This is a genomic window from Aquamicrobium defluvii (genome assembly GCF_004363725.1).
GTDB lineage: Bacteria > Pseudomonadota > Alphaproteobacteria > Rhizobiales > Rhizobiaceae > Mesorhizobium > Mesorhizobium defluvii.
In genome coordinates, this window is sequence record NZ_SNZF01000017.1 from 34,849 (window position 1) to 60,907 (window position 26,059).

At 61.0% G+C, this 26,059-nt stretch carries 21 protein-coding genes and 4 pseudogenes; 15 read left to right on the forward strand and 10 right to left on the reverse strand.

The window, feature by feature from the left end; genetic code table 11:
- Genes coaE through DES43_RS13715 form a run of 4 tightly spaced genes read right to left on the reverse strand, consistent with a single transcriptional unit; the run spans position 1 to position 2,898 of the window.
- Positions 1–606, reverse strand: coding sequence for a dephospho-CoA kinase (coaE, locus tag DES43_RS13700; RefSeq protein ID WP_035029755.1), 606 nt, complete (start codon positions 604–606; stop codon positions 1–3).
- Positions 603–1,445, reverse strand: a complete 843-nt coding sequence (locus tag DES43_RS13705) for a shikimate dehydrogenase (protein ID WP_035029752.1) — start codon at positions 1,443–1,445, stop codon at positions 603–605. The genes coaE and DES43_RS13705 overlap by 4 nt, the downstream gene beginning before the upstream one ends.
- Positions 1,438–2,037 carry a Maf-like protein gene (locus DES43_RS13710; protein WP_035029749.1) on the reverse strand — a complete coding sequence of 200 codons (600 nt, stop codon included), beginning with the start codon at positions 2,035–2,037 and terminating at the stop codon, positions 1,438–1,440. Before DES43_RS13710 ends, DES43_RS13705 begins: the two co-directional genes overlap by 8 nt.
- Positions 2,038–2,076: 39 nt before the next feature.
- Positions 2,077–2,898, reverse strand: coding sequence for a pyruvate, water dikinase regulatory protein (locus tag DES43_RS13715; protein WP_035029746.1), 822 nt, complete (start codon positions 2,896–2,898; stop codon positions 2,077–2,079).
- 401 nt (positions 2,899–3,299) lie between these two features.
- On the opposite strand from DES43_RS13715, the gene hemE reads away from it, so the two are divergent.
- The 3 genes from hemE to rho all read left to right on the forward strand — a co-directional run bounded on the left by hemE (position 3,300) and on the right by rho (position 6,277).
- Positions 3,300–4,334 carry a uroporphyrinogen decarboxylase gene (hemE, locus tag DES43_RS13720; protein ID WP_035029743.1) on the forward strand — a complete coding sequence of 345 codons (1,035 nt, stop codon included), beginning with the start codon at positions 3,300–3,302 and terminating at the stop codon, positions 4,332–4,334.
- Positions 4,331–4,861 (forward strand): protoporphyrinogen oxidase HemJ, encoded by a 531-nt coding sequence (gene hemJ, locus DES43_RS13725; RefSeq protein ID WP_035029740.1) that lies wholly within the window; start codon positions 4,331–4,333, stop codon positions 4,859–4,861. The genes hemE and hemJ overlap by 4 nt, the downstream gene beginning before the upstream one ends.
- Before the next feature lie 150 nt (positions 4,862–5,011).
- Positions 5,012–6,277, forward strand: coding sequence for a transcription termination factor Rho (rho, locus tag DES43_RS13730; protein ID WP_133675655.1), 1,266 nt, complete (start codon positions 5,012–5,014; stop codon positions 6,275–6,277).
- 29 nt (positions 6,278–6,306) lie between these two features.
- Here rho and DES43_RS13735 read toward each other — a convergent pair whose 3' ends face one another.
- The gene (locus DES43_RS13735) at positions 6,307–8,325 is read right to left on the reverse strand and encodes a thioredoxin domain-containing protein (RefSeq protein ID WP_035029734.1); all 2,019 of its coding nucleotides are present in this window, start codon (positions 8,323–8,325) and stop codon (positions 6,307–6,309) included.
- Between the two features lie 63 nt (positions 8,326–8,388).
- Here DES43_RS13735 and mnmE point away from each other — a divergent pair, with 63 nt between their 5' ends.
- The 5 genes from mnmE (at position 8,389) to DES43_RS13760 (ending at position 14,131) form a co-directional block, all read left to right on the forward strand.
- Entirely contained in the window at positions 8,389–9,717 is a 1,329-nt protein-coding gene (mnmE, locus tag DES43_RS13740) for a tRNA uridine-5-carboxymethylaminomethyl(34) synthesis GTPase MnmE (protein WP_035029876.1), read from the forward strand.
- Between the two features lie 147 nt (positions 9,718–9,864).
- Positions 9,865–11,739 carry a tRNA uridine-5-carboxymethylaminomethyl(34) synthesis enzyme MnmG gene (gene mnmG, locus DES43_RS13745; RefSeq protein WP_133675657.1) on the forward strand — a complete coding sequence of 625 codons (1,875 nt, stop codon included), beginning with the start codon at positions 9,865–9,867 and terminating at the stop codon, positions 11,737–11,739.
- A complete protein-coding gene (gene rsmG, locus DES43_RS13750; RefSeq protein ID WP_035029729.1) occupies positions 11,736–12,365 on the forward strand; it encodes a 16S rRNA (guanine(527)-N(7))-methyltransferase RsmG in 630 nt (209 codons plus the stop codon). The genes mnmG and rsmG overlap by 4 nt, the downstream gene beginning before the upstream one ends.
- Before the next feature lie 39 nt (positions 12,366–12,404).
- Complete coding sequence (locus DES43_RS13755; RefSeq protein WP_035029726.1) at positions 12,405–13,205, forward strand: ParA family protein; 801 nt, start codon at positions 12,405–12,407, stop codon at positions 13,203–13,205.
- A 50-nt stretch (positions 13,206–13,255) separates the two neighbouring features.
- On the forward strand, positions 13,256–14,131 hold the full coding sequence (locus tag DES43_RS13760) for a ParB/RepB/Spo0J family partition protein (protein ID WP_035029723.1): 876 nt from the start codon (positions 13,256–13,258) through the stop codon (positions 14,129–14,131).
- A 280-nt stretch (positions 14,132–14,411) separates the two neighbouring features.
- Here DES43_RS13760 and DES43_RS13765 read toward each other — a convergent pair whose 3' ends face one another.
- Both DES43_RS13765 and DES43_RS22920 read right to left on the reverse strand, forming a co-directional pair.
- Complete coding sequence (locus DES43_RS13765) at positions 14,412–15,929, reverse strand: malonate--CoA ligase (protein WP_035029720.1); 1,518 nt, start codon at positions 15,927–15,929, stop codon at positions 14,412–14,414.
- Positions 15,930–16,231 (reverse strand): annotated as a pseudogene (locus tag DES43_RS22920) (malonyl-CoA decarboxylase domain-containing protein); the annotation flags it as partial.
- Here DES43_RS22920 and DES43_RS22925 point away from each other — a divergent pair.
- A pseudogene (locus DES43_RS22925) lies at positions 16,225–16,416 on the forward strand (FCD domain-containing protein); the annotation flags it as partial. The pseudogenes DES43_RS22920 and DES43_RS22925 overlap by 7 nt on opposite strands.
- 662 nt (positions 16,417–17,078) lie before the next feature.
- On the opposite strand, the gene DES43_RS13775 reads toward DES43_RS22925, so the two are convergent.
- Positions 17,079–18,041 carry a lysylphosphatidylglycerol synthase transmembrane domain-containing protein gene (locus DES43_RS13775; protein WP_245514583.1) on the reverse strand — a complete coding sequence of 321 codons (963 nt, stop codon included), beginning with the start codon at positions 18,039–18,041 and terminating at the stop codon, positions 17,079–17,081.
- 63 nt (positions 18,042–18,104) lie between these two features.
- On the opposite strand from DES43_RS13775, the gene DES43_RS13780 reads away from it, so the two are divergent.
- From DES43_RS13780 to DES43_RS13790, 3 genes are all read left to right on the forward strand, one after another.
- The gene (locus DES43_RS13780) at positions 18,105–19,118 is read left to right on the forward strand and encodes a glycosyltransferase family 2 protein (protein ID WP_035029708.1); all 1,014 of its coding nucleotides are present in this window, start codon (positions 18,105–18,107) and stop codon (positions 19,116–19,118) included.
- Complete coding sequence (locus DES43_RS13785; RefSeq protein WP_035029704.1) at positions 19,115–20,638, forward strand: ArnT family glycosyltransferase; 1,524 nt, start codon at positions 19,115–19,117, stop codon at positions 20,636–20,638. Before DES43_RS13780 ends, DES43_RS13785 begins: the two co-directional genes overlap by 4 nt.
- 73 nt (positions 20,639–20,711) lie before the next feature.
- On the forward strand, positions 20,712–21,767 hold the full coding sequence (locus DES43_RS13790) for an AI-2E family transporter (RefSeq protein ID WP_035029702.1): 1,056 nt from the start codon (positions 20,712–20,714) through the stop codon (positions 21,765–21,767).
- On the opposite strand, the pseudogene DES43_RS22930 reads toward DES43_RS13790, so the two are convergent.
- Positions 21,696–21,950 (reverse strand): annotated as a pseudogene (locus DES43_RS22930) (IS3 family transposase); the annotation flags it as partial. The gene DES43_RS13790 and the pseudogene DES43_RS22930 sit on opposite strands and share 72 nt — an antisense overlap.
- On the opposite strand from DES43_RS22930, the pseudogene DES43_RS22935 reads away from it, so the two are divergent.
- Positions 21,945–22,381: pseudogene (locus tag DES43_RS22935) on the forward strand (transposase family protein); the annotation flags it as partial. The pseudogenes DES43_RS22930 and DES43_RS22935 sit on opposite strands and share 6 nt — an antisense overlap.
- A gap of 64 nt (positions 22,382–22,445) precedes the next feature.
- On the opposite strand, the gene holA reads toward DES43_RS22935, so the two are convergent.
- Complete coding sequence (holA, locus tag DES43_RS13805; RefSeq protein ID WP_035029700.1) at positions 22,446–23,489, reverse strand: DNA polymerase III subunit delta; 1,044 nt, start codon at positions 23,487–23,489, stop codon at positions 22,446–22,448.
- 320 nt (positions 23,490–23,809) lie between these two features.
- Here holA and DES43_RS13810 point away from each other — a divergent pair, with 320 nt between their 5' ends.
- Together DES43_RS13810 and DES43_RS13815 are read left to right on the forward strand one after the other, a co-directional pair.
- The gene (locus DES43_RS13810; protein WP_035029697.1) at positions 23,810–25,042 is read left to right on the forward strand and encodes a 3-methyl-2-oxobutanoate dehydrogenase (2-methylpropanoyl-transferring) subunit alpha; all 1,233 of its coding nucleotides are present in this window, start codon (positions 23,810–23,812) and stop codon (positions 25,040–25,042) included.
- Positions 25,043–25,045: 3 nt separating this feature from the next.
- On the forward strand, positions 25,046–26,059 hold the full coding sequence (locus DES43_RS13815; RefSeq protein WP_035029694.1) for an alpha-ketoacid dehydrogenase subunit beta: 1,014 nt from the start codon (positions 25,046–25,048) through the stop codon (positions 26,057–26,059).

Genomic DNA, 26,059 nt, shown 5'->3' on the forward strand with positions numbered 1-26,059 from the left:
TCACGCCGTGGATCGAGGGCTCTTTTCCCCGGTGAGTTCAGCGACGATCTCGTGGATACGGGCGCGGGTGGCATCGAAATCCTTGCTCGTATCGATGACATAGTCGGCCAGACGGCGCTTTTCGGCATCTGGCGTCTGCTTGGCAAGGATCGCCTCGAAACGCTCCGCCGTCATGCCCGGCCGCGCCAGCACCCGCTCGCGCTGCAATTCGGCCGGCGCGGAAACGACCGCGATCCTGTCCACCCGGTCCCGGCCGCCGGTTTCGAACAGCAGGGGAATGTCGAGCACCGCGAGCTTCGCGCCGGCGGCGCGGTGCCGGTCCAGAAACGCGTCCGCATCGGCCCGCACCAGCGGATGCACGATCGCTTCCAGCTTCTTCAGCGCCGCCGGATTGCCGAAGACCAGCCTGCCGAGCGCCACGCGATCGACCACGCCATCGACGGTGCTGCCGGGAAAGGCGGCCTCGACCAGCGGTGCCGCAGCGCCCGCATAGAGGCGATGCACCGCCTCGTCGGAATCGTGCACCGGCACGCCCGCCTCGCGAAACATCTTTCCCGCGGTGGATTTTCCCATGCCGATCGAGCCTGTGAGGCCGAGCACGATCATGCCGCAGCCCCGAGATCGGCAAGGATGAGATTTCGCAGCTGCGGCGTGACCTCCGGGCGCTTGCCGAACCAGCGCCCGAAGCCGGGAACGGCCTGATGCAGCAGCATGCCAAGCCCGTCCACACATTGCAGGCCGCGTTCGCGCGCGGCCGCCAGCAGCGGCGTTTCGAGAGGCACATAGACGATTTCGGTGACAATCGCCGTATCCGGCAGCGCTGCCGGGTCGGCTGGCAGACCTTCATTGCCATGCATGCCGAGCGCAGTGGTGTTCACCAGAAGGCCGGCATCGGCCAGCAGTTCACCGGCACGATCCATACGGTGCGCACTCGTTCCGGCGCCAAAACGGTCTCGCAATTCCAGCGCGCGTTCCAGCGTGCGGTTGACGATGCGTATGTCCGCCACCCCGCGCTCCTTCAGCGCATGGATGACGGCCCGCGCCGCGCCGCCGGCACCGAGCACGACCGCAGGGCCGTTTTTTGCCCAGCCCGGCGCATGCTCATCGAGATTGGCGGCGAAGCCGTGCGCATCCGTATTGCCGCCCCAAAGGCAACCATCCTCGAACCATAGTGTATTCACGGCACCGATCCGTTCAGCCGCGTCGTCGAGGCGCCCGACCAGCGCGGCCACCGCTTCCTTGTGCGGAATCGTGACATTGCCTCCACAAAAGCCGTTTTCCTGCAACCCCCCGATGAAGCCGGCGAGATCGTCCGGTGCGACGTCGACCGCCTCATAGCTGCCGGCGAGATCGTATGCCTTCAGCCAGTGGCCATGGATTTTCGGAGAACGCGAATGGGCGATGGGATGGCCGATGACGAAGGCTTTCCTTGCAGTATCAGCCATCTATCGCTCCCAGCCGTCGCAGTTCGGCCAGCAGCGGCAGCAGCGGCAGGCCGACAATGGTGAAATGGTCGCCTTCGACCTTCTCGAAAAGCTGGATGCCCTCGCCCTCGACCTGATAGGCGCCGACGCTGGACAGGGCCCTGTCGCCCACGCGCGCCAGATGACGGCCGATAAAGGCCGGATCCAGCTGGCGCATGGTGAGGTTGGCGATGCCGACGTGACGCCACAGCACCTCGCCATTGCGAACCAGCACCGCCGCACTGTTCAGCTGATGGGTCATCCCCGAAAGGGCAAGCAGGTGACGGCGCGCGCCTTCCATGTCGGCAGGCTTGTGGAACAGCCTGTCACCCAGCGAAAGGGTCTGGTCGCAGCCCAGCACCAGCGCGCCCGGCCGTCTTTCGCTGACCTCCATAGCCTTGGCTTCGGCAAGGATCGCAGCCACATCCTCCGGAGAGAGGCCACTGTCGTGCAACGGCGCTTCCACAGCGCGTTCGTCGATTTCAGCGGGAACCGCCTCCACCTCGATGCCGGCATTGACCAGCATGGCCTTGCGGAACGGACTGCCGGAAGCAAGGATAAGTTTTTCCGTCATGGGACCTTCTGGCTTCTGTTGCGGCTTGTTGTTCAGCGATTACCGGCTCTTGTTGCGCAGGGCAAGGATGGCGGCGGCTGTCTCCTCGATCGAACGGCGGCTCACATCGATCATGGGCCAGTTGTGGCGGGTGCAGATCTGCCGCGCATAGGCGAGCTCTTCGGTGATCGAGGCGCGGTCGACATAGGTGCCGCCCTCGAAGCCGCTTGTGTTGCCGAGGGTGCGGTTCTGGCGAATGTGCGAGATGCGCTCGGCCGTCGCCACCAGCCCCACGATGAGCGGCCTGGTGGCCCTGATCAGGCTTTCCGGCACCGGAACGCCGAGAACGATCGGAATGTTGGCCGTCCTGATGCCACGATTGGCCAGATAGATGCTGGTCGGCGTCTTGGACGTGCGCGAAATGCCGATCAGCACGATATCGGCATCGTCCATGTTGAGCGGCAACTGGCCGTCGTCATGCTCCATGGTGAAGTTGAGCGCATCGATGCGGCGGAAATAATCCGCATCCAGAACATGCTGCGCACCCACCCTTCGCCCCGCCGGCGTGCCCAGATACGACTGGAACACGGTGAGCACCGGCTCCAGCACCGAGACGCAGGGCAGGCCCATGGAGGCGCAGCGCTCGTCTATGAGGCGCGCCAGCTTCTGGTCGACCACCGTATAGAGGATGATGCCGGGCTCTTCCTCGATCTCCTCGAACACCTTCATCAACTGCTTCTCGTTGCGGATCAGCGGATAGATGTGCTCGATGGCGCGCGCATTCTTGTATTGTGCCGAAGCCGCGCGCCCGGCCGCCAGCAGCGTCTCGCCAGTGGCATCCGAAATCATATGCAAATGGAAGAAACTTTGCGGCTTGTTCACACTATACATCCGGCTCTGTGGGCGACTGTGGACAAGCCGGGAGAGATTCCACGGCCGGCCGGGGGTGACTGTATCAGATGACGGCTTGTCCACAATTCGGGCTCGCGTGCATTCCGTTTCACGGCTGGGGACAAGATCGTGAACTGCCGGGGAAGCTTCCCTTCCATCCACAGACGGTGATTCCGTACCGGGCAGGAATCTTTTTGATTATGCTTGTGTTTTGAAAGCTGTCCCCAGCATTCTTCAGGCTGGACAACTCTGGTCGCGACAAAATGCTGGATGGCTTTCGGAAGAGCAAACCGGGAAAAATATGAATCACCGATTCCAACAGACTCATAGAATCAAAAGATTCTCTCATTCAGAGATTTGTTTTTAGATTTGGGTCCTGAAAGCGAGACGCAATGAGCGCCGAACGGAAAATGATGCGGGTTCTGAAAGGCGAGGCGGTATTTCCGCCTCCGCTCTGGATGATGCGGCAGGCAGGCCGCTATCTGCCTGAATATCGCGAGTCCCGGAAACAGGCGGGCTCGTTTCTCGACCTCTGCTACAACCCGGACCGGGCTGTCGAGGTGACGCTGCAGCCCATCGAGCGTTTCGGCTTCGATGCCTCGATCCTGTTTTCCGATATTCTCGTCGTGCCGCATGCGCTGGGCCGCGACCTGCGGTTCGAAGAGGGCCGGGGCCCGCTGATGACACCCATTACGGCAGGCGAGATCGATGCGCTCGACACAGGGGCGTTTCACGTGAATCTGGAACCGGTTTACGAAACGGTGCGGCGTCTGCGCCGGCAATTGCCGGATGAGACGACCCTGATCGGCTTCTGCGGCGCGCCCTGGACCGTCGCCACCTATATGATTGCCGGCCACGGCACTCCGGACCAGGCACCGGCGCGGCTGTTCGCTTACCGGGAGCCGGAAGCCTTCGGGAAACTGCTGGCCGTGCTGGCCGACCAGTCTGCTTCCTATCTGATCCGCCAGATCGAGGCGGGTGCGGATACGGTGCAGATTTTCGATTCGTGGTCGGGTGTGCTCGATGAGCCTTCGTTCGAAGCCTTCTGCGTGGAGCCGGTCGCCCGCATCGTGCGCAAGGTGCATGAAGTCCATCCCGGTGTTCCGGTGATCGGGTTCCCCAAGGGGGCCGGCGCAAACTACAGTTCCTATCGTCGCAAGACCGGAGTGGCGGGCCTTGGTCTGGACTGGTCGGTTCCGCTCTCACAGGCAGCCGAATTGCAGAAGGAAGGGGCTGTACAGGGCAACCTCGATCCGTTGCGGCTTGTCGCCGGGGGCAGGGCCTTGTCCGAGGGGGTGTCCGCAATTCTCGATAAACTGAAGGACGGACCGTTCATCTTCAATCTCGGACACGGCATCGTTCCCGAAACCCCTGTCGCCCATGTCGAGGCTATGGTGCGTCTGGTACGTGGAGAAGCTGGACGATGAAGACTGTGCAGGCAGGCAACCGCAACGCTGCCTTGCGGGCGCTGGTGGCGATTGCCGTTCTTGTTGCGCTCACGGCCGCGCTTTTTCTTTTCGCGCCGGAAGAAGCCTACAACTGGATCAAGGCCATTCATGTCATCGCCGTGATTTCATGGATGGCAGGCATGCTCTATCTGCCGCGCCTGTTCGTCTACCATGCCAACGCGGAAAAAGGGTCGGTGCAATCCGAGACCTTCAAGGTCATGGAGCGACGTCTGCTGCGGGCCATCATCAATCCGGCGATGATCGTGAGCTGGGTGATGGGTCTGTGGCTCGCCTGGAAAGGGTTCGGCTTTCACGGCGGCTGGTTGCATGCCAAGATCGCCGCTGTCGTCCTGATGTCCGGCGTTCATGGCTATCTGTCAGCCGCGGTACGAAAATTTTCCGAGGATCGTAACGAAAAGCCGGCGAAGCACTGGCGGATCGTCAACGAAGTTCCTACCTTGCTGATGATCGCCATCGTTATTCTGGTGATCGTCAAGCCATTCTGAGGCACCCCAAAAGCTGTCTTGCTCTTTGGCAGGCGCGGCGTTAAAAGGAAATCCCTCCTTTCCGCCATGCGCCGTTGTTTTCCCATTCGACCGCGTCCGGCAATCCATCGCATTCGCCGATATCCCGCCCAGCACACCCAGAGTCCCGCCATGCAGGAAATGAAACTCGCAGAGTTCAAGAACAAGAAGCCGCCAGAGCTGATCGCCTATGCCGAATCGCTCGAGGTGGAGAACGCCAGCGTCATGCGCAAGCAGGAGCTGATGTTTGCCATCCTCAAGAAGCTGGCGGCGCAGGATATCGAGATCATCGGCGACGGCGTCGTGGAAGTGTTGCAGGACGGTTTCGGCTTCCTGCGCTCGGCCAACGCCAACTATCTGCCAGGTCCCGACGATATCTATATCTCGCCCTCGCAGATCCGCCGCTTTTCGCTGAAGACCGGCGATACCGTCGAGGGGCCGATCCGCAGCCCGAAGGAGGGCGAGCGCTATTTCGCCCTGCTCAAGGTCAACACGATCAATTTCGACGATCCGGAAAAGATCCGGCACAAGATCCATTTCGACAACCTGACGCCGCTCTATCCGAACGAGCGCCTGAAGATGGAAGTCGACAATCCGACCACCAAGGACATATCGCCCCGCGTCATCGATCTGGTTGCTCCCCTCGGCAAGGGCCAGCGCGGGCTGATCGTGGCGCCGCCGCGCACCGGCAAGACGGTGCTGTTGCAGAACATCGCCCATTCGATCACCACCAACCATCCCGAATGCTACCTGATCGTGTTGCTGATCGACGAGCGGCCTGAGGAAGTGACCGACATGCAGCGCTCGGTGAAGGGCGAGGTCGTGTCCTCGACCTTCGACGAACCGGCCGCGCGCCACGTCCAGGTGGCCGAAATGGTCATCGAGAAGGCCAAGCGCCTGGTGGAGCATGGCCGCGACGTCGTCATCCTGCTCGATTCGATCACGCGCCTCGGCCGCGCCTACAATACGGTCGTGCCGTCTTCCGGCAAAGTGCTCACCGGCGGTGTTGACGCCAACGCCCTGCAGCGTCCGAAGCGCTTCTTCGGCGCGGCGCGCAACATCGAGGAAGGCGGCTCGCTCACCATCATCGCCACGGCGCTGATCGACACCGGCAGCCGCATGGACGAGGTCATCTTCGAGGAGTTCAAGGGTACCGGCAACTCGGAAATCGTGCTCGACCGCAAGGTGGCCGACAAGCGCATCTTCCCGGCCATGGACATTCTCAAGTCCGGCACCCGCAAGGAGGACCTGCTGGTTCCGCGTCAGGACCTGCAGAAAATCTTCGTGCTGCGCCGCATCCTCGCGCCGATGGGCACGACCGATGCGATCGAGTTCCTCATCGACAAGCTCAAGCAGACGAAGACCAATTCGGATTTCTTCGATTCGATGAACACCTGATCCGGGACCGGATTGTTCGAAGGCGGGGCTTACGGTCTCGCCTTCAGTGTTTTCTCCAGGATCCCGGCATCGGCAATCACCGGCAGGCAGGTTTGGCCTGCGCACAGATATGCGCCCGGTTTTTCCGTCGAGGGCAGCACATCTCCGGGCAGGCTGACGCCAGCCGCATCGCCGACATGCAAGACGATATCGATCCGGCGCGGATCGGGATATCGATTCGCGACCGGAACAAACCGGTAATCGGTGTGGTTCTCCACAATTACCAGCTTGTGCGGCGCGCGCGCCAGCTCGCATGCCGTCAAAATTCCGATCTGCCCGTAGCTTTGTTTCGCCGCGCGTCCAGCGGCATATTCCGCGACGGTCCAGGCTTTCTCTTGTATGTCCATATCGCCGGTCATCGAGGCCAGCCGCACCAGCGCTTCGATGATCTGACTGGTCGCCGAGGGGATAGCTTCATCCACATCGCCGCGAATGCGGATGGGAACGTCGCTGCTATCCGACGCGGTCAGATAGTAACCGGTCTCGCTATCGTCCCTGTGCCATCGGTCGAGTTGTCCCGCGAACTGCCGGGCATAATCGATATAGACTCTCTTCCCGGTCGCTTCGAACAGGGAGATCGCGGCATTGATCATAGCTGCATAGTCGCTCGACAGCGCAGGAAACTGTGCTCTGTCGCCTAGCGTGGAATGCGGCAGGCGCCCGTCTTTTGATGTGCCGACGATGTAGTGGAAAGCGTCCTCGGCTGGGCTCACCCATTCCGCCTGACCGAGGGAACGTCCGCATTCGGCGAGCGCGGCAATCGCCAGTCCGTTCCAGTCGGTCAGAACCTTATCGTCGCGGGCCGGCCGGATACGCTTTTCCCGCGCGTCCAGCAATCTTTGCTTGATGTGTCTCAAACGCTCAATTTGAGCGGATAATCCCGGTGCCTGCCCCCGCGTCTGGTAGATAATAGGCTTGCCTTCCCATGAGTGGGGCTTTGCGAGCGAATGATGCGTGAAGAAGAAGGATGCGTCTTCGCCCAGCACATCCTCGATCTCCGACCTGTCCCAGGTGTAGAACAAGCCTTCCTGGCCATCGCTATCGGCATCGAGACTGGAGGCAAATGCGCCGCCATCTGCCTTCATTTCCCGCAGCAAGAAATGCGCCGTCTCTTCGATTCGTATCCGGAACAATTCCGATCCCGACGCGGCATAGGCCCAGTTGGCGAGCCGCAGCAATTGCGCATTGTCGTAGAGCATTTTCTCGAAATGCGGCACCAGCCATTGCGCATCCGTGGAATAACGCGCCAGGCCGCCGCCGATATGATCGTAGATTCCGCCAGCCAGCATGTGCTCGAGGCTGGAGAGAACGGCAGATCGGTGGGCATCGTTGCCGGTATTGAGACAGGACAGCCACAAGGCATGCATGAAGGGAGCGTTCGGGAATTTGGGTGCGCCTTTCAAGCCTCCGGCATCGCTATCGATCATGTTGTGGATGCTCCCGGCGATATCGGCGAAGGCATCCGCGCGTATAGAGCCCCTCCCGTGCGCAGGGCCAAGCCTGGAGCGGATATGCCCGTTCAGCGTATCGGCGCTGTGCAGTATGTCGGCCCGTTTGTTTCGCCATGCGCCGAATACGGCATTTAGCACCTCGATAAACCCGTGCCTGCCAAGGCGGGCGCGTGGCGGAAAGTATGTACCGCCCCAGAACGGTCTGGCGTCAGGCGTAAGAAACATGGTCAGCGGCCAGCCACCCTGATCGCCCATGGCTGTGAGTGCGGCCATATAGATCTGATCTATGTCAGGCCGTTCTTCACGATCCACCTTGATATTGACGAACAGACGGTTCATGACCGCCGCTATCCCGATGTCCTCGAAGCTTTCATGGGCCATGACATGGCACCAATGACAGGCGGCATAGCCAACCGAGAGCAGGATGGGACGGTCGAGTTCCCGGGCTTCCTCCAGGGCGGAAGAAGACCAGGGCCGCCAGTGCACGGGGTTGGTGGCGTGCTGCTGCAAGTAGGGGCTTGCCTGATCGGCAAGCAGATTCCGAGGCGGTAAGCTCATATGGCCGCCCTTGGCTGAAGAAGAAGACACGCAACTGGTAGATGGGTTCGCGCTGTGGAGCAAATGATATTCGGTGAGACCATTGTTGCCTTGTCGAGCGGACGGCTCCCGGCGGGAGTTGCAGTCATACGAATTTCAGGCCCCGATACTCGATTCGTTCTCGAAACGATTTGTGGCACCGCCCCCCCGGCCAGAAAGGCCGTCCACCGTGCTCTGTATTCGCCTTCGAAAAAGGAAGTGCTGGATCGGGGTCTGGTTATATACTTCCCCGCACCGAACAGCTTTACGGGCGAGGAGGTTGCCGAGTTTCAGATACATGGCGGCCGAGCCGTGGTTGAAGCCGTGATGAAATCTCTCACAGCTATTCCGAACGTCCGCCATGCGGAGGCCGGGGAGTTTACCCGCCGCGCGTTCATGAATGGAAAGCTCGATCTGGTTCAGACCGAGGCTTTGGCCGATCTTATAAATGCCGAAACCGAGTCGCAGCGTCGACTTGCGCAACGCAATGCGGATGGCGCCCAGAGTAGGCTCTATACGGATTGGCGCCGACGCCTCATTCATGCCCGCGCGGTGATCGAGGCTGAGATCGACTTTGCGGATGAGAGCGATGTTCCAGGTTCCGTAGCGGATACCGTGTGGGCCGATATAGCCGACCTTGTGGATGAGGTTGACAGGCATATCGGGGGGTTCGCCGCCGCCGAGATCATCCAGGACGGCTTCGAGGTCGTGATATTGGGGGCCCCAAACGCCGGCAAGTCGAGCCTGTTCAACGCTCTAGCCCGGCGCGATGCGGCCATTGTCACCAACGAACCGGGGACGACACGCGACCTTCTGGACGTAACTCTGGATATCGATGGTGTGAAGGTCGTGATCACCGACACCGCCGGCCTGCGGGAAGATGCCGGGATGGTCGAGACCATTGGAATGGAAAAGGCACGCGAAAGGAGCCGGAACGCAGATCTTGTCCTGATCCTGGAAGATATGCTCAATCCGCAAACGGTGGAGGTGGATTGGCTTGAAACCAGCTGCCTGCGGGTGGGGACCAAGCTGGATCTGATCGCTGCTAAAGATTTGGGTGATGTCAATTACGATTTCCGAATTTCGTCCCTTACGGAGGAAGGCATACCCGACCTTCTTGAAGCCATCGGACATCGCGCAGAGCACAGCCTAAGCCTGGCGGGAGACACGTTGCCATCCCGCCTGCGGCATGTGGAATTACTGGAGGATACCCTCCGTCACCTGAGGATCGGTCAGAACGATGCGGTGGCCCCCCTCGAAATCAGGGCAGAGGAGCTTCGTCTAGCGGCGGATGCGCTGGGACGTATCACTGGAGCGATCGATGTCGAGGATTTGCTGGATGTGATCTTCTCGCAATTCTGTATCGGTAAGTGACTCACGTGAAACATGAGGGAAAGGGGGCCTGACTCACGTGAAACATGCCCGGTTGGAATAAGTTGCTCGTTTCACGTGAAACATTTACAAGCGGCGTTGACATGAAAAGCGTACGAACATCTATCTCTATCGAATAGAGAAGCTGAAATGAAATCGAATTATGACGTAATCGTGGTTGGTGGTGGACATGCTGGCTGTGAGGCAGCCAGCGCCGCCGCTCGTGCAGGAGCGACCACAGCACTGATAACTTTAAGGGCTGAAAGTATCGGAGTGATGTCATGCAACCCGGCGATCGGAGGTCTTGGGAAGGGCCAGATCGTCCGGGAGATCGATGCTCTCGATGGCCTGATGGGCCGGATGGCTGATCAGGCCGGCATCCAGTACCGCATGCTCAATCGGCGCAAGGGACCGGCTGTACGCGGCCCACGAACGCAGGCGGATCGCAAGCTATACAGGCTGGCCGTTCAGGCGGCGCTGCGCCAGCAAGCGAACCTCGATGTTATCGAAGGTGAGGTTGATGATCTCGAACTCTCGGTAGGCAGGATGACCGCCGTCGTGCTGGCGGATGGACGGAGATTAGGCTGCGGCTCGGTGGTCCTCACCACAGGAACTTTTCTTCGTGGACTGATTCATATTGGAGATCGGAAGATCGTCGCCGGCCGCATGAATGAGCAGGCAACCGTCGGGCTTTCCAAAACCATGGCGCGTGCGGGTTTCGCGCTTGGCCGTCTCAAGACCGGAACCCCTCCGCGTCTGGATGGACGGACCATCGACTGGAAATCTCTCGATATGCAATCCGCAGATGAGGATCCTGTGCCTTTCTCTTCGCTGACGGAGCGCATTACTGTTCCCCAGATCGAATGTGGAATAACGCGGACCACATCCGTTACACATGATCTCATCCGGGCCAATCTGGGTCGGTCGGCCATGTATTCGGGTTCGATCGAAGGTATCGGCCCGCGATATTGCCCCTCCATCGAGGACAAGATCGTCAGGTTCGGGGATCGTGATTCGCATCAGATATTCCTAGAGCCAGAGGGTCTGGACGATCACACTGTTTATCCAAATGGTATCTCGACGTCGCTGCCTGAAGACGTCCAGCTTGATATCCTCAAGACCATACCGGGACTTGAGAATGCCGCTATGCTCCAGCCCGGCTACGCCATCGAATACGATCATGTAGATCCGCGTGAGCTTTATGCAACGCTGGAGACAAAGCGCATAAGAGGTTTGTTTCTGGCCGGACAGATCAATGGTACAACCGGCTATGAGGAGGCGGCTGGCCAGGGTTTGCTGGCCGGGATAAACGCGGCCCGCTATGCCTCCGGCTCCCAGCCGATCACCATCAGCAGGACCGAAGCATATATAGGCGTGATGGTGGACGACCTTGTTCACCAGGGTGTTACCGAGCCCTATCGCATGTTCACCTCGAGGGCAGAGTTTCGCCTGTCGCTGCGCGCGGACAATGCAGATCAAAGGTTGACGCCGCTTGGCCTTCGTCTGGGCATTGTCTCTGGTGACAGGGCTGTTCATTTCGAGCGATTCAGGCGGGCTCTCGACAAGGCGCGGGATTTGGCGCGCTCGATTTTGCTTACACCGCAGGAAGCGGCCCATGGGGGGCTGACGATCAATCAGGATGGGGTTCGCCGCTCGGGATACGAATTGCTCAGCTATGAGAATGTAGATATCGAATGGTTGGCAAGGCTTGATCCGGCCTTCCTCCATATTGACAGAAGAATTACCGAAGCCCTCGAGATCGAAGCAAAATACGCCGTGTACATGGAGCGGCAGAAGGTTGATGTTGCCAGAATGCAGGCGGAAGAATCCCGGCTTATTCCGTCTGATATGGATTTTGGGGCAACCCCCGGGCTTTCGAATGAGTTAAAGCAGAAGATGAAGCAGAAGCAGCCGCGGTCTGTTGCGGAGGCGCAACGCATCGAGGGCATGACGCCGGCAGCTCTTGCGATCATCGTTGCCCATATTCGCGCTCATGAAATCATGATGCGGAAAGGCGCGGCATGAGCGAAGAACGCTTCCTTGCGCTGCAGGCGGTCGCTGGTGTCGTTTCACGTGAAACGTTTGAAGCCCTGTCGCACTTCGAGGCTCAGTTCCTGAAGTGGAATCAGCGCATCAACCTTGCCGCAAGCTCGACCCTGTCCGATGTGTGGAGCAGGCACATTCTGGACAGTGCCCAACTGGCCGCTCTGGCTCCGGGTGCTACAAAATGGCTCGACCTCGGGTCGGGGGGTGGTTTCCCGGGCCTGGTTCTCGCTTTCCTGATGCGGGATCGTTCCGGACGCATCGATCTCGTTGAAAGCAACCGCAAGAAGGCCGCCTTTCTGCAAGCGATGATCGGTGAGTTCAATCTTCCTGCGCGGGTCATTGCCCGGCGTATCGAGGATGCGCCTGCCTTTGTCGATCAGCCGCAGATTGTGACTGCGCGCGCATTGGCAGCTTTGCCATTGCTGGTCGAACTGGCTTCTCCCTGGTTGTTGGCGGGAGCGACCGCACTCTTCCACAAAGGCCGGGATTACCGGGCCGAGGTCGAAGAAAGCAGTCAACGTTGGTCTTTCGATCTGGTAGAATATAAAAGCTCGGTCGACCCGGAAGGAGTCGTGCTCGAGATCAGTGGTTTAAGCGCCAGGTGAAAGCATCCGTCTATCGGAGTGAAATTCCGGCAGGAAAGCATGATCAGCAGCAAACCCCGCATCATAACCGTGGCGAATCAGAAGGGCGGCGTCGGCAAGACGACCACTGCCATCAATCTCGCCACTGCGCTGGCAGCAATTGGCGAAAAGGTTCTCATCGTCGATCTGGATCCGCAGGGAAATGCCAGCACCGGGCTTGGCATCGATCGCAAGGATCGTTCGCTTTCGTCCTATGATGTTCTGACGGGTGCGGCGACCGTAGAGGCAGCTTCGGTTCAGACCGCGGTGCCAGGATTGTCGATTGTTCCGTCCACCCTCGATCTGCTGGGCGTGGAAATGGAGATCGCATCTGCCCCGGACAGGGTTCTGAGGTTAAGAAACGCCCTTCGAGCAACATCGGCACGCGCCAATCCGTTCAGCTATGTGCTGATCGACTGTCCGCCGTCGCTTAACCTCCTGACGCTCAACTCCATGGCGGCAGCGGATTCGGTTCTGGTCCCGTTGCAATGCGAATTTTTCGCGCTGGAAGGTCTCAGTCAGTTGCTTGAGACGGTTCAGCAGGTGCGTGGCTCCATCAATCCGCAACTGGAGATCCAGGGCATCGTGCTCACCATGTTCGACGGCCGCAACAATCTGGCCAATCAGGTTGTGCAGGATGTGCGCGCGCATATGGGCGAAAAGGTGTATGAGACCGTCATTCCACGGAATGTGCGTGTGTCCGAAGCGCCGTCTTATGGCAAGCCAGCTATATTGTACGATCTGAAATGCTCCGGCAGCCAGGCGTATTTGCAGCTCGCTTCGGAGGTTATCCGGCGTGAACGACGCTTGCGCGCGGCCTGAACCCTGTAAGACGACAGATTGATTCGGTAATGAAACGGTTTTGGTGAACGATGAGCGAAGATCCTTCAAGAAAGCGGCTCGGACGGGGACTGGCAGCTCTGATCGGCGAAATCGACCGACCGGCGGAACCCGAAAGGCCGGCGGCGCTGGCCGATGGCAAGGTTCCTATCGAGTTCGTCGCCCCTAACCCGCGCAATCCGCGCCGGCATTTCGGTGAGCCGGAGCTGACAGATCTCGCGCAGTCCATCCGCGAGCATGGCATCGTGCAGCCGGTGGTGGTGCGCCCGGCGCCCGAGCAGCAGGGCCGCTATGAAATCATCGCCGGTGAACGTCGCTGGCGCGCGGCGCAGCGAGCCGGGCTGGTGGAGATTCCTGTCATCGTCCGCGAGGTCAGCGATCGCACCGCACTTGAGCTGGCGATCATCGAGAACGTCCAGCGTGCGGACCTCAACCCGATCGAAGAGGCGCTTGGCTATGAGCAACTCATCGAGGAGCACAATTACAGTCAGGCCGATCTAGGACAGGTTATCGGCAAGAGCCGCAGCCATGTGGCCAATACGCTGCGCCTGTTGAAGCTGCCCGAAGTGATCCGGGATCTGGTGGTCGACGGATCCCTGTCGGCCGGTCATGCGCGAACCCTCGTTACAGCCGAAGACCCGGTAGGGCTGGCCAGGCGCATCATCGACGAAGGGCTGTCCGTGCGTCAGGCGGAAGCGCTGGCGCAGGCGCCAGCAGGTGCTGTCCGGGAAAACCGGTCTTCACCTCCCGCCGAGAAGGACGCCGATACGCTGGCGCTGGAAAAGCTGCTGACCGATACGATCGGAATGAAGGTGACCATCGCTCATAAGGAGCGGGGTGGAGAATTGCGCGTGTCCTACAAGACGCTCGACCAGCTCGACGACCTGTGCCGCAAACTGAAGCTCTAGCCTAGAAAGCAGCTCCGCTGGCAGGCAAGGCAGGGTACAAATCCTGCCCCCTACCGGCCTGAAGTGCAGCCTTCCGCAACATGTCTGGCTGACGAATACGTACATCCCGCCGCCGGCAAAAACGGATCGGTTCCACGCATCTTCGCAGCGTCAGGCTATCTTCGATATCATGACATTTTCTGTCCGCTTCCATTGATCTGGTAGCGCTGTTTTGCGGCAATCGAACCTTGCCGGGCAAATGAAACCGGCGCGCGGAACGCGACCTGCGATCCCGGCCCGGTCACGGGGTGTAAAGATCCTTGTAGGTGTCGCGCAGCAGGTTCTTCTGGACCTTCCCCATGGTGTTTCGCGGCAGCTCGTCGACGATGACGATGCGCCTTGGCAGCTTGTAGCGGGCGAGGCGGTCGCCGAGCGCGGCGACGATCTCGTCTTCTCTGAGCGCTGCGCCGCTCCGGGGCACCACGACGGCGGTGACCCCTTCGCCCAGGTCGCCGTGCGGCACGCCGATGACCGCGCTTTCGAGCACGCCGTCGAGCCGGTCGATCTCGCTTTCGATCTCCCTGGGATAGATGTTGTAGCCGCCCGAGATGACGAGGTCCTTGCCACGCCCGACGATGTGGACATAGCCGCGCTCGTCGATCAGGCCGAGGTCGCCGGTGATGAAGAAGCCGTCGTCGCGGAACTCCGCCTTCGTCTTGTCCGGCATGTTCCAGTAACCCTGAAAGACGTTCGGGCCCCTGACCTCCAGCATGCCGGTCTCGCCGGCATGCAGCACTGCGCCGCTGTCTATGTCCACGACACGGATGTCGACACCGGGCAGGGGAAAGCCCACGGTTCCGGCAATGCGCTCGCCGTCATAGGGGTTGGAGGTGTTCATGTTGGTCTCGGTCATGCCGTAGCGCTCGAGGATGGCGTGGCCGGTGCGGGCGCGGAATGTCTCATGCGTTTCGGCAAGCAGCGGGGCCGAACCGGAGATGAACAGCCGCATGCCGGCCGTGCTGTCGCGGTTCACGCGCGCGTCCTGGGCAAGGCGCACATAGAAGGTCGGCACGCCCATCAGAACCGTTGACCTGGGCAAACGCTCGACGATCGCATCGGGGTCGAACTTCGGCAGCAGGAACATCGACGCGCCGGAGACAAGGATGGTGTTGGTGGCCACGAAGAGGCCATGCGTGTGGAAGACCGGCAGCGCGTGGATCAGCCGGTCGCCGGCGGTGAAGCGCCAGCTCTCGCGCAGCGTCAGCGCATTTGACAGCAGATTGTCGTGGCTGAGCATCGCGCCCTTCGAGCGCCCCGTGGTGCCGGAGGTGTAGAGAATGGCGGCGAGATCGCCGGAGCCGCGCCGGACATCGGAGAACTGTGCCGGCGCTCCCTGCGCGGCACCCATCAGAGAGCCCCCGCCCGCCTCGTCCAGCGTTTCCAGGACCGCGCCGCAGCCCCTGACCGTATCGGCCAGTTTTTGCGCATTGTGCGGCGAGACGACGATGAGCGCGGGCTTCGCATCGTTGAAGAAGTAATCGAGCTCGGCGAGCGTATAGCCGGTGTTGAGCGGCAGATAGACGGCTCCGCAACGCACGCAGGCGAGGTAGAGCATCAGCGCCTCGGCGCTTTTCTCCACCTGCGCCGCCACGCGGTCGCCGGGCTTCACGCCGCGCGTGGCCAGCACATGCGCGAGGTGGGCCGACATGGAAAGCATGTCACCATAGGTAAGGACGCGACCGTCGTGCGTTTCGATGAAGATGGCCTCCAGCCCCGGAAGGGCGCTGCGGATGGCGTCGAACAGATGGTTGTCAGGCATTCAGTTTTCCTGCGGCTTCGGTAGCGCTTTCCTGGACGGGACAGCCGCAACCCATTTGCGCGCTTCAGGCGAAGCGGCCACCTCGCCCCGCTCGGCATAAGCCTCGTGATTGTGCTCCATGTCGTCCAGCTTGTGGAGGTAGTTGACCATGAGCCGTGGGATTCCCGCAAGCCTCTGGCCGAAACATCGCCGGGGAAATCGAGGCGTTCGAGCCGTGCGCCATTGCCCAGATGGAAGCGTGCGACGGGGTCGACCAGCCGTCCGTCCCCGGTGCGGGCGGTCAGGAAATAGTGGGCTGCGGCCTTACCGGCGTCTGCAATTGCGGGTGCGAAACAGCATGGAGAGTTCGCTCGACGAGCACCAGCGCATCGTAGACGCAATACTTCGCGGCGACGGCAAAGCGGCGGCCAGTGAACTGCGCAGCCATATTGCCGTTCAAGGCGATCGTTTCTCGGATCTGGTTGCATGCCTTGAGCATTTTCAATGACGACGGCCGGACATCCCTGATTCCGGAGTCGATGTCCGGGGACCTTTCCTTGCGCTGTGAAAGAGCTTTGGCTGGGAGTGAGACCCGGATAGCCGTGTGCGATGCGCCTCTCGCCGGGACCGAAATGCCGATCTGATTGAATGCGGAACTGAAGGATGTTTGCAAAAAGGCCGCAGCCTCGATTCCCGGTAAAGCCATGGTGGAAGGAAAAGGCGACATGATTGCGTCCCGGGATGAGGCGGCTGCTCGCGCCGGTGCTTCCGTATCCTTCACGGGATGGATATAGGCCGTGCCATGCCCCCGCCTGAAGGCGCCACAGGGATGATCGGGCACGCTTATGATGTCGAAATGGCCGACAACGCGCTGTACCCGGTGCAATTTGCGATACCGGGCGCGGTGGAGTGTTGCTCCGACTGCTTCCTGAGGGGGGATGGTGCATCCGAACCATCCGTGGCTGTCCCGACAGAAGAGGCTGTGCGGGATGCCGCCCACGCATGCTGACGGGCAAGGAGCCAGCCTCGTGCAGCAGTTTGCCGATATCCGGCTTATCATGGTCGGCGCCGATCCGCGTGCATCGGCGTGGCTCTCACCTTGCGGCCGCCGTCATCGACGACAGTGGCCGCTGCGTCGCACTGCACCTCGGTGCACATCAGTCAGGAGAATCAGCGATCGGTTTCCCCGGTATGGTTCCTCCTGCGGGCGCCGGCCAGGGAAAAAAGCGTTCCGGCCAGCGAGGAGACGATTACGAGCAGATGCAGGTTGATTCCTGCGCGCCCCAGCGTTTCGAGCGCAGTGGAGGTGGCAGGCGAACCAAACGCCAGCGCGCCTGCCGTGATCGCGGCCGGATAGGTTCCCACGCCGGCCGGAGCATGAAACGGCAGAACGGATGACAGCTCCCCTCCCAGAGCTCCTCCAACGGCGGCTGAAGGAGGGGCGACGCCAAGCATCATCAGAATGGCGGCGAGCATCGCCAGTTTCGCGAACCAGTTGAGCAGGGTCGTGCACCAGGCGCGCAGGAAACGGCCTGCATTTTCAGGCAGGCCCGCTTCCAGTTCGGAAACAAGATACCTCGCCCGCTGCGGCGCGAAGGCGTGGGCCAGGCCGATGGCGCGGCGTCTGAAGGCAAAGCCGGCCGCGGGCAGGAACAGAAAGATGAACCAGCCGATCCAGCCCAGCGGGTTGTGAGCGAAAGCGAGCACGACGCCCACGCCGCCGGCGGCCAGCAAGGCATGCAGGTCGAGCAGCCGCATCACCAGCAGGGCGGACGTGGATCGTGCAATGGAAACGCCGAATTCCGCGCGCATCAGCACCGGAAAGCCGATTTCCCCGCTGCGGAAGGGCAGCATGATATTGAGCAGATTGTGAAGCTGCGTCAGCCGGAAGAGCCGCCCGAAATGCCCCCTCGTCTCGGTGGGGAAATAATCATGGATACGCCAGGCGCGCAGCAGATAACTCCCCATCATCAGGCATATGGCGAAGACGATGGCCCATGCTCCCACGTCCTTCCATTGCGACAGGATCGTATTCCACCCGAACATCCATTGAAGGAATATCAGATACGCGGACACGACCGTCGCGGATAAAAGTGCCGCACGATGACGCGCAACCCATTGTTTCATAGCCATCCGGAAAACTATCATGTAGTAGGCGCCTTGAAGCCCGAAGGCCCCGACAATTAGGAGCAATACTTGTCTCGGACAACTGTCAATGCCGGGGACGCGGTCAATTCAGATGCGTTCGAATTGTCAATCATCGTCCCGCTGTTCAACGAGGAGGAGAGCGTCGGCTTCCTGCTGGAGCGGATCGGCCAGGCCATGGCGGGTTATGACGCGCCGTGGGAGCTCATCCTCGTCGACGACGGCAGTTCGGACGCCACCGTGCTCAAGGCGAAAACCCATCCCGCGGCCGGTCGCCTGCCTTTGAAGATCGTGGAATTGCAACGCAATTTCGGACAGACGGCAGCCATGCAGGCGGGACTCGATTTCGCCAGCGGCCGCCTGATCGCCACCATGGACGGAGATCTCCAGAACGATCCCGAAGATATCCCGGACATGGTCCGGACCCTGGAGGAACGGGACCTCGATCTTCTCGTGGGGTGGCGCAGGAACCGCCAGGACGGCCTTGTCCTGCGCAAGGTTCCTTCATGGATTGCCAACAGGCTTATCGGGCGCGTGACCGGCGTGCGGCTTCACGACTACGGTTGCAGCCTGAAGATATATCGCGCCTCGATCATCAAGCAGGTGCAGCTGATGGGCGAGATGCATCGTTTCATTCCCGCCTGGGTGGCGGGCGTGGTGCCGAGTTCGCGTATCGGGGAAATGCCGGTCCGTCACCATGCACGCCAGCATGGCGTATCCAAATACGGAATCTCGCGAACCTTCCGCGTCATTCTCGACCTGCTGTCGGTGATGTTCTTCATGCGGTACAAGGCCCGGCCCGGCCATTTCTTCGGTTCGATCGGGCTGGTTGCGGGTGTCATCAGCGCGCTGACTTTCTTCTATCTCGGCATCGACAAGTTCGTCATGGGCAACGATATCGGCACCCGCCCGCTGCTGCTGGTCGGCGTCATGATGTTCCTGTCGTCGCTCCAGATGATCACCATGGGCATATTGGCTGAGATGATCGCCCGGACCTATTTCCAGGGCAGCGATACGCCGGGCTATATCGTGAGGCAGGTGGTGCGGCCGGGGGAAGCCAGGTGAGCGACCTGCTGGAGCGGCGGCCGCATTTCGTCTTTGTCCTGCTGTTCGCCTTTTTCGCTCTCAATGTCGTCTTGAGGGTCCTGCTGCCGTCATCGCTTGAGCTCGACGAGGCGGAGCAGATGTTCGTCTCGCAGTGGCTGGCTCTCGGCTACAGCAACCAGCCACCGCTTTACAACTGGCTCCAGTACGGGGCCAATACCATCTTCGGAGCATCCGTTCTTTCGCTCTCGCTGCTCAAGAACGGAATGCTGTTCGCCTCCTATCTGCTCATGGGGCTGACCGCCTTCGGAGTTCTGCGGGACAAGCGTCTGGCCGTCATCGCTTCGCTTGGCCTGTTCATGATCTCCCAGATCGGTTATGGCGCACAGCGCGACCTGACCCATACGGTGGCGGTGATATTCAGCTCGTCCCTGTTCCTCTACGGGCTGTTCCGTACCGTGGACCGGCCCAGCGGCTTGTCCTACCTGCTCATGGGCCTGGCCATCGGCATCGGCGCCATCTCGAAATACAATTTTCTTCTTCTGCCGGGCTCGGTGTTTCTTGCCGCTCTGTGGGACGACCAGTTGCGTCGCCGCATTTTCGACCGGCGCATCCTTCTGGCGGCCCTGGCCACCCTTCTCATCATCGTTCCGCATGCGGTCTGGTTCGTGAAAAATCTGGACCAGGCGACATCCCGGACCCTTGAGAAGCTGACCGACAATTCGGGATCCGGAACGGTTCATCAAATTCTCCTCGGGTTGTATTCCCTGACGGAGGCTTTGGTTGGCGTATCGTCCCTGATCCTGCTCATCTTTGCCGCCGTATTCGGCAGGCAGATGTTCACGGCCCTGCGCGCCGGCAACATGTGGACGCGGCTGACCGAGCGAACATGGATCGTGGCGTTTCTGGCGCTGCTGAGCCTTATCCTGTTTTTCGGGGTCTCCGAAATTCGCGACAGGTGGCTGATACCGCTCGTCATGCCCTTGCCGCTCTATCTGTGCCTGAAACTGGAGGAAGCCGGGGCAGACACAAGCAAGCCGTTCAGAATACTGCTCGGCATCACAGTGGCGATCATGGTGATCATTCCCTCCGTCCTCGGCTTGCGGATCGTCACGGCAGGCTGGACTGGAAATTACCAGAAGCTCAATGTGCCTTACGGCCCGATGATAAATCAGCTGATGGCCGAAGCGCCGGTTTCGCCGGCCGCGATTGTCGCGGGCGACGGGCAACTTGCCGGCACAATCCGCCTTCACGTATCGGATGTTCCTATATTGGCCCCCGCGGGCCAGCAGTTCTTCCCGGACATCGCTGCGGATCGGCCGATCCTCGTGATCTGGCGGAGCGGCCGCAAGGTCGATCTTGCCAGTTCGCCGGAAATGCCGGGCAACCTCGCGCGCTTCATAGAGCGGAACCTGCCCGATTCCCGCCCCGAAGGGCTGGTCCGGCATGTAGACGTGCCTTATCACTACGGCGCACCGGGAGATACGTATCGTTTCTACTATCAATGGGTGGATGCCGGCACGCAAAAACCGGAGTCGTGAGCCAGGGGCGGGGTGGGTGCCCGTCCGGCATTGGCTTATCGAACGGAATTGAACGCCCTGAGGACAAACCGGCATGTTCGCCGCCCGGAACAAACTTGTTCATGCCACGCTGATCATCATTGCGACTTTGCTGTTTGTCGCGGTGCTTTCCGTGGCGGATACGGTTTTTGCGCCGATTGCCCTTGCGCTTTTTGTCATCGCTCTGGTGTCGCCCGTGCAGCGCCGGTTGCAGGAACTCATGCCGCACTATGTGGCGCTGGGCATCAGTTTCCTGATCGTGATGCTTGCACTGCTGGCCTTCGGCTGGCTCATCGCCTGGGCTTTCGGTCAGGTTGGGCGGTGGATCATCGCCGATGCGGCGCATTTCCAGCAGCTCTACGAGCAGGCCCGCCGCTGGCTGGAGGAACAGGGTATCGCCTCCGCCACGGTCTGGCCGGAGAATTTCGGCGTGAGCTGGATCCTGCGCACGGTGCAGACCGTCAGCAGCCGGCTCAACGGCATCTTCAGCTTCTGGCTGATCGCGCTCGTCTATGTCCTGCTCGGGTTGATGGAAGTCGAGGATTTCGGCAACCGCATCAAGGCAATGCGCAACAGGACGGCAAGCCGGGCGCTGCTCGAAGGGTGTCAGCAAACGGCGGTCAAGATCCGGCGCTATATGGTGATCCGTACGGCCATGAGCCTGGCAACGGGCCTGCTGGTCTGGGCGTTCGCGCGGGTCGTCGGCCTTTCGCTGGCCGAGGAATGGGGCTTCATCGCCTTCGCGCTCAACTACATCCCCTTCATCGGCCCCTTTGTCGCGACACTGCTGCCGACGCTTCTTGCCCTTGTCCAGTTCGGCACATGGGAGGGGGTGCTGGCGATTTTCGTCGGGCTGAATGTCATCCAGTTCGTCGTGGGCAGCTACATCGAACCGCGCGTTTCGGGCAGCGCGCTTTCGATGTCTCCCGTCGTGGTGCTGTTTTCCGTTTTCCTGTGGGGGCATTTGTGGGGAATCTTCGGCGCCTTCATCGGCGTTCCCATCATGATCGCGGTGCTGACATTTTGCAGCCAGCACCAGTCAAGCCGATGGATTTCCGAACTCTTCGGCCTCGGCAGCATGGAAAAAACCACAGCCGCCGATCCCGCCTAGGTGTTCAGTCCCGGGCTTTGATGGATTGATGCTGAACCGATCCGGCTGTGAAGTCCATCGTTTGCAGATGAACTCATAGGGCGTGAGGCCCTTGAGGGTTTTCAATCTTCGCCCGAAATTATAGGCGTCGATGAAGTCCTGAAGGTGCCGACGCAACTGATCGTGATCGTCGTAGTGCAAGCGATTGGCACATCGCGTGGCGGAGGAACAAGCAAAGTCCATTGCTTGGCCGATGATCGCGGCAGACCGGTCGCGCTTGCCCTGACGCCGGGCTATGTCTGCGATATCACGATGGCAATTCCACCGCCGGAAGTCGCTCTTCCGACCAAACGGCTGATCGCAGACAAGGCTTGCGATGCCGATAGCTTGCGGCAATGGCTTGCAAAGGCAAAGATCTGGGCGGTGATCCCGTCATCGGCAGCACGCAAGACACCCTATCCCCTCGACAGGAGAGCCTGTCGCCGAAGCAACGTCATCGAGCGCCTGGTCTGCAAGCCCAGGAACTGACGGCGCATCGCAACACGATATGACAAGCTCGACACCAATTACCTTGCCGCCGTCGCTTCGTTTCAACAATCATTGCATGGATTCGAATGAGCCCCATCCTAGGCTAAAGTAAAGAGGCTGCAATCTGGCAGGCCCTTGTATCCTTTTGTATTATATAAGCTTTTCGCAGGCTCATCGCCGCGAAAGGCGTGCGCTTTCCACGGCTATACCGAGCAGGGCCTGTCTGACGAGCGCTGATGCGAGTTCGGGGCGGCGGCGCGTTTGCAGGACTGCGTTCTGAAGCCTTGCCAGCGCGCGTTCGATGGATTGCCGGTTCCAGCGCTCGAGCGTGCGCTCGATGAGCTTGCGCCTCGAGAAGAAGACCGGGGGCCTGGCGCCAGCCACGACAGAGGCGGCGTTGCGGCCGCCTTCTTCCATTGCGCCACGCATCGCGTGAAGGGCGTGAAACTGGCGCATCGTCCCCGAAAGAGCCAGGAAGGGTGGACCTCCGGCCTGGCAATGACGTGCGAATGCAGTGTCGAAATCCTCAATACGCCCGTCGAGAATGGCGTCGACAGCCTCATCGAGAGAGTGTCCGGAGACGTCGCCGGTCATCAGCCTGACGTCTTCCAGCGAGATTTGAGACTGACCCTGCGCATAGAGGACAAGCTTGTGCAGTTCCGCGCGGGTGGCGAGACGGTCGCCGCCCAGATTGCGGCGCAGCGCCTGCCTCGCATCCAGCGTCATCGTCAGGTTCGCCTTGCGCAATTCGTCGTCGATCACGGCTTCGATATCGCGGCCATCGTCGGCATAGCAGGGCAGAGCCATGGAGCCTTCGGCGGTCTCGACCGCCGACCGCAATGGCGCGCCCTTTTTCAGGTCACCGGCTTCGATCAGGATCGTCGCGTCGCGAGGCGGTTCGGCAAGAAGGGCCTTCACCTCGTTGGCCAGCCCTTTCTGGCCGGCTGCGTTGCGGACCCACAACAGGCGGCGATCGCTGAACATCGGCACGGTGCGGGCTTCCTGGGACAACCTCCCGTCGCCCTTTTCCACTTCCGGGCCATCCAGCTTCACGACGCTGAACGGATCGTCCAGCGGCAGGCCGGTGCTTTGCGCATAGGCCTTGCCTCGCTCCGACACGAGCCCGCGGTCCGGACCGTAGATGAGAACGAGGAAGGTCCTCGAGTCCGGTCTCGCCAGCCAGGAATCGACTTCATGTGCTTTCTTCTGTGCCATGCGGCCTTTCTATCATGTCGTCCGGATGTGGGAACCGGCTCGACGCCAGGGAAGTGTGCAGAAGCAGCCGCGAGAGCCGCAAGAACGGAGCGCATCGGGACGTGCCGCGCGCCGGGAGGGAACGAAATGCTCCCGCGCGCAGTATTGCTTCGCGGAACAGGCTCCTCCTTTTCCCATTATTGCCGCAGCGTTACCTTCAAAAATGGGAAATTGCTCCGGTTTCCTGCCAGTATCGTCGCATCGCCGACGCCGAGCCGCATCGCTGCTGATTAAGCCGCGATATTGTGCGATGATCGGACGTGGCGACAGGAGGAGAGGTCATGACCGATACCGGAATGTTGCGTTTTCATGTCCCCGAACCGGAGGTGAGGCCGGGCGGGGCGCCCGATTTTTCGAATGTGCCGATCCCCAGGGCGGGGTCCGTGCCGCGGCCGGAGATCGATGTCGACCCGCGCGAGATTCGCGACCTCGCCTTTTCCATCATCCGCGTCCTGAACCGGGCGGGCGAAGCCGTCGGACCCTGGGCCGGCCTGCTTTCCGACGAGGAACTGCTTGAAGGGCTGCGCCATATGATGACGCTGCGCGCCTTCGATGCACGCATGCAGATGGCGCAGCGGCAGGGCAAGACCTCCTTCTACATGCAGCATCTGGGCGAAGAGGCGGTGAGTTGCGCCTTCCGCAAGGCGCTGGCGCCCGGCGACATGAATTTCCCGACCTATCGTCAGGCCGGCCTGCTGATTGCCGGCGGCTACCCGATGGTCACCATGATGAACCAGATCTACTCCAACGAGGCCGATCCGCTGAAAGGCCGGCAACTGCCGATCATGTATTCCTCGAAGGAGCATGGCTTCTTCTCGATCTCCGGCAATCTGGCCACGCAGTACATCCAGGCGGTGGGCTGGGCGATGGCGTCGGCCATCAGCGGTGACAACCGCATCGCCGTTGGCTGGATCGGCGACGGTTCGACCGCCGAATCCGATTTCCATGCCGCGCTGGTGTTCGCCTCCACCTACAAGGCGCCGGTCGTGCTCAACGTGGTCAACAACCAGTGGGCGATCTCGACCTTCCAAGGCATCGCCCGCGGCGGCTCGGGCACCTTCGCGGCGCGGGGACTGGGCTTCGGCATCCCCGCGTTGCGCGTCGACGGCAACGATTATCTTGCCGTGCATGCGGTGGCGAAATGGGCCATCGAGCGGGCGCGGCGCAATCTGGGGCCGACGCTTATCGAGCACGTCACCTACCGTGCCGGCGCGCACTCGACCTCGGACGACCCGTCCGCTTACCGTCCCAAGGCGGAATCGGATGCCTGGCCCCTCGGCGATCCGGTCATCCGGCTGAAGAACCATCTCATCCGGCTGGGCGTCTGGTCGGAGGAGCGGCATGCGCAGGCGGAAGCGGAAATCCTCGATACGGTGATCGCCGCACAGAAGCAGGCCGAGGAGCACGGCACGCTGCATTCGGGCAACAAGCCTTCGACGCGCGACATGTTCGAAGGAGTCTATGAACAGATGCCGCCGCATTTGCGGCGTCAGCGTCAGCAGGCGGGGGTGTAGGCCATGGCGCGCAAGACCATGATCGAGGCCATTCGCGACGCCATGGACGTTTCCATGGGGCGCGACGAACGCGTCATCGTGTTCGGCGAGGATGTGGGCTTCTTCGGCGGTGTATTCCGCTGTACGGCCGGCCTGCAGGCCAAATACGGCAAGAGCCGCTGCTTCGATGCGCCGATCAACGAATCCGGCATCGTCGGCGCCGCCATCGGCATGGCCGCTTACGGGCTGCGTCCCTGCGTCGAAGTCCAGTTCGCCGACTATGTCTATCCGGGCTATGACCAGATCGTCTCGGAGGCCGCGCGCCTGCGCTATCGCTCCAATGGCGATTTCACCTGCCCTATCGTGGTTCGCATGCCGTCCGGCGGCGGCATATTCGGCGGCCAAACGCACAGCCAGAGCCCGGAAGCGCTGTTCACGCATGTTTCCGGCCTCAAGGTGGTGGTGCCGTCCAATCCGCGCGATGCCAAGGGGCTTCTCATCGCGGCGATCGAGGACCCGGACCCGGTGATCTTCTTCGAGCCCAAGCGGCTCTATAACGGTCCTTTCGACGGGCATCACAAGCGCCCGGTCACGCCATGGTCGAAGCATGAACTCGGTGAGGTCCCGGACGGTCACTACACCGTGCCGCTCGGCAAGGCGGCGATCCGCCGGGAGGGCAGCGACGTGACCGTGCTGGCCTATGGCACCATGGTCTACGTGGCCGAGGCCGCAGCCGCGGAGACGGGTATCGACGCCGAAATCATCGATCTGCGCACCCTGCTGCCGCTCGATCTCGATGCCATCGTCGCTTCAGTGAGCAAAACCGGGCGCTGTGTGGTGGTGCACGAGGCAACCCAGACATCCGGTTTCGGTGCCGAGCTGGCAACCCTGGTGCAGGAGAACTGTTTCTATCATCTGGAAGCGCCGATAGCGCGGGTCGCGGGCTGGGATACGCCTTATCCGCATGCGCAGGAGTGGGATTATTTCCCCGGCCCGGCGCGTGTCGGCCGCGCGCTCGTTGAAACGATGGAGGCTTGA